The 11,306-nt window shown below is 75.8% G+C and carries 7 protein-coding genes; 4 read left to right on the forward strand and 3 right to left on the reverse strand.

Features of this window, described 5'->3' with window-relative positions:
• Nucleotides 1-196 precede the first annotated feature (196 nt).
• Nucleotides 197-1,246 carry a lytic polysaccharide monooxygenase gene (locus tag ACIQCH_RS38010; protein ID WP_402588875.1) on the forward strand — a complete coding sequence of 350 codons (1,050 nt, stop codon included), beginning with the start codon at nt 197-199 and terminating at the stop codon, nt 1,244-1,246.
• Nucleotides 1,247-1,268: 22 nt separating this feature from the next.
• On the opposite strand, the gene ACIQCH_RS38015 is transcribed toward ACIQCH_RS38010, so the two are convergent.
• The 3 genes from ACIQCH_RS38015 to ACIQCH_RS38025 all read right to left on the reverse strand — a co-directional run bounded on the left by ACIQCH_RS38015 (nt 1,269) and on the right by ACIQCH_RS38025 (nt 7,419).
• Nucleotides 1,269-2,132 (reverse strand): esterase/lipase family protein, encoded by an 864-nt coding sequence (locus tag ACIQCH_RS38015; RefSeq protein ID WP_402588877.1) that lies wholly within the window; start codon nt 2,130-2,132, stop codon nt 1,269-1,271.
• A gap of 167 nt (nt 2,133-2,299) precedes the next feature.
• Nucleotides 2,300-3,361 carry a DNA polymerase thumb domain-containing protein gene (locus ACIQCH_RS38020; RefSeq protein ID WP_402588879.1) on the reverse strand — a complete coding sequence of 354 codons (1,062 nt, stop codon included), beginning with the start codon at nt 3,359-3,361 and terminating at the stop codon, nt 2,300-2,302.
• 329 nt (nt 3,362-3,690) lie between these two features.
• Nucleotides 3,691-7,419, reverse strand: a complete 3,729-nt coding sequence (locus ACIQCH_RS38025; RefSeq protein WP_402588881.1) for a DNA polymerase III subunit alpha — start codon at nt 7,417-7,419, stop codon at nt 3,691-3,693.
• 167 nt (nt 7,420-7,586) lie between these two features.
• Between ACIQCH_RS38025 and ACIQCH_RS38030 the strand changes: the two genes are divergently transcribed.
• From ACIQCH_RS38030 to ACIQCH_RS38040, 3 genes are all read left to right on the forward strand, one after another.
• On the forward strand, nt 7,587-8,693 hold the full coding sequence (locus ACIQCH_RS38030) for a DUF3533 domain-containing protein (protein ID WP_402588883.1): 1,107 nt from the start codon (nt 7,587-7,589) through the stop codon (nt 8,691-8,693).
• A gap of 106 nt (nt 8,694-8,799) precedes the next feature.
• Complete coding sequence (locus tag ACIQCH_RS38035; RefSeq protein WP_402588884.1) at nt 8,800-9,984, forward strand: AAA family ATPase; 1,185 nt, start codon at nt 8,800-8,802, stop codon at nt 9,982-9,984.
• A 252-nt stretch (nt 9,985-10,236) separates the two neighbouring features.
• Nucleotides 10,237-11,121, forward strand: coding sequence for an alpha/beta fold hydrolase (locus ACIQCH_RS38040; protein WP_402588886.1), 885 nt, complete (start codon nt 10,237-10,239; stop codon nt 11,119-11,121).
• Nucleotides 11,122-11,306 lie beyond the last annotated feature (185 nt).

Genomic DNA, 11,306 nt, shown 5'->3' on the forward strand with positions numbered 1-11,306 from the left:
GGGCGGTGGGGGGGGTGGGGGGGGGGGGGGGGGGGTGTGGGGGGGGGGGGGGGGGGGGTGGGGGGGGGGGGGGGGGGGGGGTTGGGGGGGGGGGGGGGGGGGGGGGGGGGGGGGGGGGGGGGGGGCGCCCCCCCACGACGCGGTTCCCCCTTCCGGGCCCGTCGGCGACCCGCGCCGCACCAAGGAGACCAGCCTCATGACCGTTCGCCGCAGCACGGCCATCGTCACCGCCGCCCTCGCCTGCGCAGCACCGCTCGCGGTGGCCGCGCCCGCCGCCGCCCACGGCTCGATGACCGACCCCGTCAGCCGCGTCGCGGCCTGCTACGCGGAGGGGCCGGAGGCCCCGAAGTCGGCCGCCTGCAAGGCGGCCGTGAAGGCGAGCGGCACCCAGGCGTTCTACGACTGGAACGAGGTCAACATCGCCAACGCGGCCGGCCACCACAAGGCCCTCATACCGGACGGGAAGCTGTGCTCGGCCGGCAGGTCCAAGTACCGGGGCCTGGACCTGGCCCGCGCCGACTGGCCGGCCAGCCGGATGGCGGCGGGCAAGCACACCTTCCGCTACAAGGCGACCGCCCCGCACCGCGGCTCCTTCGCGCTCTACATCACCAAGGCCGGCTACGACCCGCGCAAGCCGCTGAAGTGGTCGGACCTGGAGTCGAAGCCGTTCGCGAAGGTCACCGACCCGGTGCTGTCCGGCGGTTCCTACGTGTTCACCGGCAAGGTCCCCCAGCGCTCCGGACGGCACCTGATCTACAGCATCTGGCAGCGCTCGGACAGCCCGGAGGCCTTCTACACCTGCTCGGACGTGGTCTTCAAGAAGACGACCCAGGGCGGCGGCAGCGGCACGGGCGGCACGTCCGGCGGTACCGGCGGCACCGCCCCCGAGCCGGTGGCCAGCGCCCCGTCCGACCGGCAGATCCGCGACGGCGCGGCCAGGTCCACGGTCAACCACACCGGCCACTCCGGCCACGCCGGCCACGGCACGGCGGGGACCGCGGGCGGCGGCACGGCCGGCAGCACCGGCGGCACGGGCGCCGGCCTCGAGACCAAGACCGAGACCGAGACCCTGGCCGGCGGCCTGCGCCCGGCCGGTTCCGCCACCGACCTGGCCGAGACCGGCGCGAGCTCCCGTACCCCGCTCCTGGCGGTCGGCGGGGCCGGGGCGCTGGCCGTGGGCGCGGCGCTGCTGTTCGCGACGGTCCGCCGCCGGAGCGTCTCCGGCGGCGGCCGCCACGCGGGCTAGGCCACGTCGGGCCCGGGCTCCGTCACTCGAAGACCGAGGCGCACGTGGTGCGTTCCGCGTGCGCCGGGTCGAGTGCGTTCAGGGCCTCGTGCCAGGCGATCCGGTCGGTCAGACCGATCGCGACGTGCTCGGAGAGGTCCAGCGGGCACAGGTCCTGGAGCAGGACGTTGCGCACGTCCGGCCCGTTCAGGAACTGGCTCTGGTACGGGGTGACCACCTCGTCGTAGCGGGTGGCGATGACCGTGTACTTCACGCCCGGGACGGTGTCGCCGCCCTCGTTGAGCTTCTTCTCGAACGCGGAGCCGGCGATCTGGTCGGCCAGGCCCGGCGTCGCGGCGCTGATGAGGTCCTCGGCGCCGGGGAAGTACGGCAGGAGCTTGGTGAGCCCCAGCAGGGTCGTCCCGTGGTTGTCCGGGGCGAGCCCGACGAGGGCGTTGACCTTGCCGGCCCCGCCCAGGTACTTGAGGTACCAGCGCGGCATCATGCCGCCCTGGGAGTGGCCGACGAGGTCGGCCTCGGGGGCGCCGGTCGAGGCGAGCACCCGGTCGACGAACGTGGCGAGCTGGCCGGCGGACCGGTCGATGGGGCCGAGGCCGTTGAAGAACGGCACGCCGGGCAGCTGGCCGTAGTCCAGCGAGTAGACGCAGTAGCCGCGGTGCACGAGGTACGGCGCGAAGCCGAGCCAGTTGTCGACCGAGTTGCCGAAGGTGCCGTGGACGAGCACGACGGGGCGGGGGTGGGCGGCGGAGGGCTTGCAGTCCCAGTTGTTCCAGCCGCTGGTGGGGGCGGTGGCGGCCTGGGCGGGGACGGCGGTGAGGGCCGCGCCGGCGAGCATCAGGGCGGCGAGGGATCCGAGCAGTCTTTTCCAGCTTTTCCAGGGCAGCATCGAGTGCTCTCCTTGCGGTCAAGGGGAATGCGATGTGGGGATTCGCCCGTGATCCGGATCACAAGGGTGAGCTGCTTCCCGCCAAATTACGGGCGAGTAGCAAAACTGGGAAGTTACGCGTCGGTAAAAACCTGGCGGCTCGTCAAGACGCAACGAGAAGGGCCGGGTTACGTCACGCTGTGCGCCACCTCGACCGGCTCCGGGGAGCGGCGGGGGCGGGACGGGACGGGATCGTGGTCCGCGAGCCCCCGGCTCCGCGCCAGGGAGCCGGGCAGGATGGCCGCGGGGCCGAACTTCGCCCGTACCCGGTCGGCGACCGCCTCGATGCGCCGGGTCTTCTCGTCGTCCGGGTCGAGACTCAGCTGGCGGGCGGCCCGTTCGGCGGGCAGCAGCCCCTCCGCGCGCAGCGCGACCGCCCGCACCCGGGCCCGCTGGAGGCCCAGCCCCTCGTATACGGCGTAGGCGGTCCGGGTGAGCGCGGCGGAGTGGGCCGTGGGCTCGGCCAGGACGCGGGTCCGGGTGAGCGTGGTGCGGTCGGCGCAGCGCACGGTGAGCGCCAGGGAACGGCAGGCCAGGCCCTGGGCGCGCAACCGGGCGCCCAGCTCCTCGGTGAGGGAGAGCAGGGCGCGGCGGTGCCGGTCCGGGTCGATCTCGTCGCGACCGAAGGGGCGTTCGGCGGCCAGCGAGCGGGCGGCGGCACCGGGGACGACCGGGGTGCGGTCGATGCCGCGGGCCCGCTCGTACAGCTCGCGGCCGGCCCGGACGCCGACGATGCGCTGGAGGGCGGCGGGCGGGGCGGCGGCGATCCGGCCGACCGTGCCGAGTCCGTACGTGCCCAGGGTCCGGGCGGTGGCGGTACCGACGCCGTCGAGGGCGGCGGCCGGCTTGGCCGCGAGGAACGCCCGTACGGCGGCGGGGTCGTCCGGGACCACCAGGGTCCGGCCCGGTCGGGCCTCGCGGGCTGCCATGCGGGCCAGCATGGGGTTGGGGGCGGCGCCGATGGCGCAGTCCACGCCGTACAGGGCGAGGGCGCGCACCCGTACGACGGCCGCCAGCTGGACGGCGTCGCGGGTGAAGTAGCGCAGCGCGCCGCGCACGTCGGCGAGTGCGGTCTCGGGGGGCAGCGCCTGCACCGTCGGGGTGAGGCCGCCGAGCAGTGTGAGCAGGCCGGTGTACGTCCCGGCGTCGAGCGGGTCTCCGTCCGGGCGCCGGAAGGCGAAGCACAGCACGGTGGGGGTGGTGCTGGGGGTGCCTCTTCCCCACCCCGCCCTTCCCCCGTTCCCCGGGGCTCCGCCCCGGCTCCCGCCCGGGTGCACTTCCGGCTCGGGCACGTGCGGTTCCGGGACGTCCGGGCACGCCTGCGATCCGGTGGTGGCGGGCGCGTTCAGCCCGTCCGGCGTTCGAGAACCGGGGGCCTCGGCGAAGCCCCGGGAGGGGGCGGGCGCGGAGCGCCCCGCACCGGCGGCGGCCGGGGTCGCAACCCCCGGTTTCGGGAAGGGGCGGGGTGGGGAACCGGCTCCGCGCAGCGGCACCCCGGCCGCCGCCCGCACCTGGTACGTCATCGTCCCGCGCTCCCCGGACTGGAGTGCCACAGCTTGCGCCCGGTGGCCGGACCGGAGCCGGGCGGCTGCAGGTCCGCCCACGGGTTCAGCTCGTACCCGGTGGGCAGGTGGATCCGCCGCCCGCCGGCACCCGAGCCGCCGTCGGCGCCGTCGGCACGGGACCCCCCACCGGCACCGTCCGCCCCCGACCCGCCACCGTCACCGGCCCCGTCGGAGCCGTTGCCCGCCCCGTCGCCCGCCCTGTCGCCGCCCCCGGCGGAGGCATCGCCGGAGTCCCCGGCGGCGCCCGCTCCGGAGGAACCGGAAGAGGAACCGGCGCCGGAGGAACCGGAGGCGGCCCCGGGGCCCGCGGGGTCGGAGGACCCCGAGCCGGTGGCGGCGGCGCTCGCCGCACCCTCGGCCAACCGCACCGCCACCGCGTCCAGCCCACCCGCACTCCGCAGCTCCGCCAGCTCCGCGAGGTTCCACGCGGCCGAGCCGACCACGCTCAGGCTCTGCGGCCCCCGCCGCTGCACCACGCCGCGCACCAGCAGCAGCCAGGAGTGGAAGACGGTGTGCGCGCACCGCTCGTGGCTGTCGTCGAAGAAGGCCAGGTCGACCAGGCCGGTCCCGTCGTCGAGGGTGGTGAAGATGACCCGCCGCCCCGACCGGATCGGCGGGGTCTGGGTGGCCGCCTTGGCGCCCGCGACCAGCACGGTCTGCCCGTGTTCGGCCTCCCGCAGCCGGCGGGCCGGCACGGCGCCCAGCTCGGCGAGGAAGGCGTGGTGGTCGGTCATCAGGTGCCGGGTGGCGTCCATGCCCAGGACACCCAGCTCGGCACTGAGCCGCTCGGCCTCGTTGAGGTCGGGCAGTCCGACCGGCGCGGTCTCCCGCCCACCGCCGAGCGGCAGTTGGCCCCCACGCACGCCGACCGCCCGCTGCGAGCGGTGCAGTTCGGACAGGTGCAGCAGCAGGTCCCTCCGGTTGGCCCCGAAGGAGTCCAACGCACCGACCTGCGCGAGCCGTTCGGCCACCGGGCGACCCGGGTGGGCGCGGTCCCAGAAGTCGAGCAGGGAGGCGTAGGGCTGCCCGGCCTCGATGCGCGCGGCCTCCGCCCCGCTGATGCCGTGGACGTCGGAGAGCGCGAGCCGCAGGCCCCACCGCTCCGGCTCGTCGGACACCAGTTCGACACGGTGGGCGACCGCGGACCGGTTCACGTCCAGCGGCAGTACGGGCACCCCGCGCCGCCGGGCGTCCGCGAGCAGCAGCCGCTTGGGGTACATGCCCGGGTCGTGGGTGAGCAACCCGGCGTAGAAGGCGGCCGGGTGGTGGGCCTTGAGCCAGGCGGACTGGTACGTCGGGACCGCGAACGCCACCGCGTGCGCCTTGCAGAAGCCGTACGAGCCGAAGGCCTCGATGATCTCCCAGGTCCGCGCGACCACCTCGGGCGGGTACCCCCGCTCTCCGGCGTGCTGCGCGAACCAGGCCTTGATGCGGCCCTGGGACTCGGGGTCGGACAGGCCCCGGCGCACCCGGTCGGCCTCGTCGCGGCCGCAGCCGGTCATGATGTCCACGATCTCGATGATCTGCTCGTGGAAGACCACGACCCCGTACGTCTCCTTCAGTGGCCCCTCCAGGTCCGGGTGCGGGTAGCGGACCGGGGCGCGCCCGTGCCGGGCCTCGATGAAGGGCCGGACCATGTCGGCGGCGACCGGGCCGGGCCGGAACAGCGAGATGTCGACGACCAGGTCGTGGAAGGTGGCGGGCTGGAGCCGGCCGACCAGGTCGCGCTGGCCCGGCGACTCGATCTGGAAGCAGCCGAGGGTCTCGGCGGAGCGGATCAGCCGGTACGTGGCCTCGTCGCCGGGCGGTACCTGGGCGGGGTCGTCGAGGTCGAGGTCCCGGCCCGTGGCGCGCCGGACCTCGGCGACGGCGTGCGCCATCGCGGACTGCATCCGCACGCCCAGCACGTCGAGTTTGAGCAGGCCGAGGTCCTCGACGTCGTCCTTGTCGAACTGGGACATCGGGAAGCCCTCGCCGCTGGTCGGCACCACGGGGGTGCGCGCCAGCAGGGTGGCGTCGGAGAGCAGCACCCCGCACGGGTGCATGGCGACCCCGCGCGGCAGTGCGTCGAGGGCCTCGACCAGTTCCCACAGCCGGCCGTGCGACTCGCCTTTGACGTCGCGCAGTTCGGGGAGTTCCTGCAGGGCCGCGCGGGCGTCGCGGGCGCGGATGTGCGGGAAGGCCTTGGCCAGCCGGTCGGTCTCGGCGGGGTCCATGGACAGGGCGGCGCCCACGTCGCGGATGGCGTGCCGGACCCGGTAGGTCTCGGGCATGGCGACGGTGGCGACGCGCTCGGCGCCGAACCGGTCGATGATCGCCCGGTAGACCTCCAGGCGGCGGGCGGACTCCACGTCGACGTCGATGTCGGGCAGCACCGGGCGGCGCTTGGACAGGAAGCGCTCCATCAGCAGGTGCTGCTCGACCGGGTCGGCGTGCGCGATGCCGAGGAGGTGGTTGACGAGGGAGCCGGCGCCGGAGCCGCGGGCGGCCACCCGGATACCCATGCCCCGTACGTCCGTGACGACTTGAGCGACCGTCAGGAAGTACGAGGCGTAGCCGTGGTGGGCGATGATGTCGAGCTCGTGGTGCATCCGGTCCCAGTACGCGCGGCGGCCGGCGTAGCCGCGCAGCACCATGCCGGCGGCGCACCGGGAGGCCAGGACGCGCTGGGCGGTGCGGCGGTCGGCGCCGACCAGGTGGGGCTCGGGGAAGTGGACGGAGCCGATGCCGAGGTCGTCCTCGGGGTCGACGGCGCAGGCCTCGGCGGTCCGCCGGGTCTCGGCGAGCAGCCGGCGGGCGTCGGTGCCGCGCAGGCCGGCGGCCTCGGCGACCCGGTCGGCGAGGGCGGCCATGTCCGCGGGGCCCTTGAGCCAGCGTTCGCCGCCGTCGAGGCCGCGGCGGGGGTCGACGGGGACGAGCCGGCGGGCCGCGTCCAGGACGTCGGCGACCGACCCCTGGCCGGGGTCGGCGTACCGGACGGCGTTGGTCAGGACGGCCCGCACCCCTTGGTCCGCGGCGAAGCCGACGGTACGGGCGGCCAGCCGCAGCGAGCCGGAACCGGTGCCGGGGCGGCCGTGGTGGACGGCCTCCAGGCGCAGGGCGTCGCCGTACGCCTCGCGCCAGGGGGCTAGCAGCCGGGCGGCCCGGTCGGGGCGGCCGGCGGCCAGGGCCCGGCCGACCTCGGAGCCGGGGCCGAGCAGGACGAGGAGGCCGTCGCCGTGGTTCGCGGACCAGGGCAGCCGGGGCGGTTCGGCGCCGCCCGCGCGACCCCCGGCGCCGGGGCCGGCCGCGGCGTGGGCGGCGGTGACCAGCCGGCACAGGTCGGCCCAGCCGGCGGCGCCGTCGCGGGCGAGGAAGACGGCGCGGGGGGCGGACTCGTCGATGAAGGCGCCGCCCTTGACGGGCGTGCGGCGGCGCTGGCTGGCGCGGGCCGCCTCGCCCCCGGCGGGCGCGGCGGCGGCCGGCACCGGGTCCACCGCCAGTTCGGTCCCGAACAGCGGCCGGATCCCGGCCCCGGCACAAGCCTTGGCGAACCGGACCGCACCCGCGAGGGTGTCGCGGTCGGTGAGGGCCAGGGCGTCCATGCCCCGTTCGGCGGCACGCTCCGCCAGCCGCTCCGGGTGCGAGGCTCCGTAGCGCGCGGAGAACCCGGAAACGGTGTGCAGATGCGTAAAACCGGGCACCCGCGCCTCCTGCTTCCCTCTGATGACCGCCTCCCCCTTCTTCCACCATAGACCAGTTTCGAACATGAGTACGACACACATGTTCGAGCATCGCCCTCCGGGTGGCCAGTCATCCGTTCGGCCCGCCCCTGCTGTCGTTCCGCCCCCGCCGCACCGAGCGTGGGGGCATGACTCAGCGCACCGCCGAACCGCCGCCGGAAGCCGCTCCCCAGGGTCCCCAAGGGTTCCTCGCCGAGGTCAAGGACGCCGTCAGCGTCCGGGCCGCGCTGCTGGTCATCGGGGTGCTGGCGCTCCAGCTCGCCTTCATCGCCTCGTACATCGGCGCCTTCCACCAGCCCGCGCCGCACGAGATCAAACTCGCCGTGGTCACCCCGGCCCCGCCGATCACCGACCAGGCGGTCGAGCAGCTGTCCGCCCTGCCGGGCGACCCGCTCGCGCCCCGCGCGGTCGAGGACGAGGCCACGGCCCTGGAGCAGATCGGGAACCGGGACGTCGACGGCGCCCTGCTCATCGACCCGCGCGGCACCAGGGACCGCCTGCTCGTGGCGAGCGGCAACGGCTCCTCGCTCTCCCAGGCCCTGACCGAGGTGGTCCTGCGGGCGGAGGCGGCCCGGCAGCGCACGGTCGTGGTCGCCGACGTGGTCCCCGTCGACGAGGGCGACGCGCGCGGGCTGTCCGCGTTCTACCTGGTGATCGGCTGGTGCGTGGGCGGCTACCTGTGCGCGGCGATCCTCGCCATCAGCGCCGGGGCCCGCCCCGCGAACGGGGCCCGCGCCGTGATCCGGCTCGGTGCGCTGCTGCTGTACTCGATCGTCGCCGGCCTGCTCGGCGCGGTGATCGCCGGGCCGGTCCTGGACGCCCTGCCCGGCAGCGTCCCGGCACTGTGGGGGCTGGGCACGCTGCTGGTGTTCGCGGTCGGCGCCATCACCCTGGCCTTCCAGGGGGTGGCCGGCGTCATCGGCATCGGGCTGGCGATCCTGGTGGTGGTCGTGCTGGGCAACCCGAGCGCCGGCGGTGCCTACCCGTGGCCGCTGCTGCCGCCGTTCTGGCGGGCGATCGGCCCGTACTTCCCGCCCGGCGCGGGCACGTACGCGGCCCGCTCGATCGCGTACTTCAAGGGCAACGGCATGGCGATGTCCATGTGGGTGCTGGCCGGCTGGGCCGTGCTGGGCTCGGCGGTCACCGTGGCCGCCGCCATGGTGCGCCGCGGCCGGGGCGGCCCGGCCGTGGGCACCACTCCCGACCCGGCGCCCCCGGCGGGGGCCGGTGTGTGAGCGCGCCCACTCTCCGAGCCGCCCGGTCAACCTGCGTCCGCGGCGCCGCGTTCTTCTCCGGTACGACCGTCGAGGGGCTGCCGGCTCCGGAGGAGGCACCTGAACGTTGATCACCACGCTCGCGGTGGAGAACTACCGCTCGCTGCGCCGCCTGGTCGTCCCGCTGGGCGGGCTCACCGTCGTCACCGGCGCCAACGGCACGGGCAAGTCCAGCCTCTACCGGTCCCTGCGGCTGCTGGCCGACTCGGCCCGCGGCGGGGCCGTGGCGGCCCTGGCCCGGGAGGGCGGGCTGCCCTCCACCCTGTTCGCCGGGCCGGGCACCTCGCTCGGCGCGCTGCGCCGGGGCGACCGGCCGGTCCAGGGGACCGTGCGCACCGAGCCGGTGAGCCTGCGGCTGGGGTTCGCCGGCGACGAGTTCGGGTACGCCGTGGACTTCGGCCACCCGGCCCCCGTACCGGAGTCGCTGTTCGACCTCGACCCGGAGATCAAACGCGAGTGCACCTGGGCCGGGCCCGTACTGCGCCCGGCCGCGCTGCTCTCGGACCGCACCGGGCCGGCCGTGCGCACCCGGACGGCGGACGGCGGCTGGCACCGCACGCAGAACGCGCTGCGCCCGTACGACTCCGTGCTCAGCGAGCTCGCCGACCCGCAGCTGGCGCCCGACCTGCTGGTGCTGCGCGAGCGCATCCGGTCCTGGCGGTTCTACGACCACGTCCGCACCGACGCCGCCGCACCGGCCCGGACCCCGCGGATCGGCACCCGTACGCCCGTCCTGAGCGCCGACGGGTCCGACCTGCCGGCCGCACTGCAGACGATCCGCGAGATCGGCGACCACGAGGCGCTCGACGAGGCGGTGGAGGCGGCCTTCCCGGGCAGCCGGGTGGAGATCGAGAACCGGGGCGGCCGCTTCGAGCTGGAGCTGCGCCAGCACGGGCTGCTGCGACCGCTGGGCGCGGCGGAGCTGTCCGACGGGACGCTGCGCTACCTCCTGTGGGCGGCGGCCCTCCTCACCCCCCGGCCGCCCGCCCTGATGGTCCTCAACGAGCCCGAGACCAGCCTCCACCCGGACCTGCTGGGCCCGCTGGCCGACCTGATCCTCACCGCGGCCCGGGACACCCAGACGGTGGTGGTCACCCACGCCCGCCCGCTGGCCGACGCCCTGGCGGCGGGCACCCGTCACCACCGCGTGGACCTCCACACCATCGAGCTGGTGAAGGAGTTCGGCCAGACGCTGGTCGCGGGGCGCGAGGGGCCCCTGGACGAGCCCCTGTGGCACTGGCCCAAGCGCTGAGGGGGCCGCGCGGCCGGCTTCCGCGACGGCGGGGCGCCTTCCGACAGCGGGTGCCCTTCCCCGACTGCGGGACGCTTTCCTGGCTGCGGGTCAGTCCCCGGCCGCGGGGCCCTTCCCGACGGCGGGGCGCTTCCTCGACTGCGGTGCGAGTGCGCCCTGTTGTGCGCCCTCCTCGGCCGGGACAATGTCCGTGGCACGCACAGACAACGGGCCGGCACGGACAGGGCACGTCGACCACGAGGGAGGCGGGGCGTGCGCAATCGGGTGCGCGCAGCGGACGGGCGGCAGCTGTTGGTCGAGCGGCTGGGGGACCCCCGCGGCAAGCCGGTGTTCCTGCTCCACGGCATGCCCGGCAGCCGGCTGGGCCCGGCCCCCCGGGGCATGGTCCTCTACCAGCGCCGGACGCAGCTCATCGCGTACGACCGGCCCGGCTACGGCGGCTCCGACCGCCACCCGGGCCGCACGGTCGCCGACGTCGCCCAGGACGTGGCCGCGATCGCCGACGCCCTCGGGATCGAGAAGTTCGCCGTCGCGGGCCGCTCGGGCGGCTCCCCGCACGCGCTGGCCTGCGCCGCGCTACTGCCCGAGCGGGTCACCCGGACCGCGGCCCTGGTGGGGCTCGCGCCCTGGGACGCCGACGGGCTGGACTGGTTCGACGGCATGACCGCGCACAACGTGCGCGAGTACTCCACCGCGGCCGTCGACCCCGAGGAGCTGGCCGCCCGGCTCATCCCCCGCGCCGACGGCATCCGCAGGGACCCCAAGCGGCTGCTCGACGAACTGCGCCCCGAACTCACCGACCACGACCGGATGATCGTCTCCGACGCCGGACTGCGCCGGATGCTGGAGGCCAACTACCGTGAGGGGTTGCGGACTTCCGCGTACGGCTGGATCGACGACGTCATCGCGCTGTGCAGCCCCTGGGGCTTCGACCCGGCCGACATCCGCTGCCCGGTGCTGCTCTGGCACGGCGAGCAGGACGTGTTCTCCCCCGTCGGCCACTCGCGCTGGCTGGCCCGCCGCATCCCGGGCGCCACGGCCACCATCGAGCCGGCCGCGGCCCACTTCGCCGCCTTCCGCGCGCTGCCGCAGATCCTGACGTGGTTGCTGCGGGATCTGCCGGGGGCGGAGGGGTGAGGGGGCGGCATCGGGGGGTGGGTGACCGGGTCGGGGCTGGCTCGCTTCGGGGGCGGGTCCCGTGGTGCGTGGGTCCCCTCGGCGCTTGACCCGGTATGGCCTGCAGGCCCTGCGGCAGGCCCACCCCTGGGGCTTCGGGGCCTTCGGCCCTGGCCTACGGCCACCCCAGGCCCGGGCCTGCCTCC

The organism is Streptomyces sp. NPDC093225, assembly GCF_044753805.1.
Lineage (GTDB): Bacteria > Actinomycetota > Actinomycetes > Streptomycetales > Streptomycetaceae > Streptomyces.

Bases quoted from the DNA above. Each gene is read 5' to 3' on its own strand.
- ACIQCH_RS38030 (WP_402588883.1), top strand. From the start codon at position 7,587: ATGACTCAGCGCACCGCCGAACCGCCGCCGGAAGCCGCTCCCCAGGGT.
- ACIQCH_RS38015 (WP_402588877.1), bottom strand. From the start codon at position 2,132: ATGCTGCCCTGGAAAAGCTGGAAAAGACTGCTCGGATCCCTCGCCGCC.
- ACIQCH_RS38010 (WP_402588875.1), top strand. From the start codon at position 197: ATGACCGTTCGCCGCAGCACGGCCATCGTCACCGCCGCCCTCGCCTGC.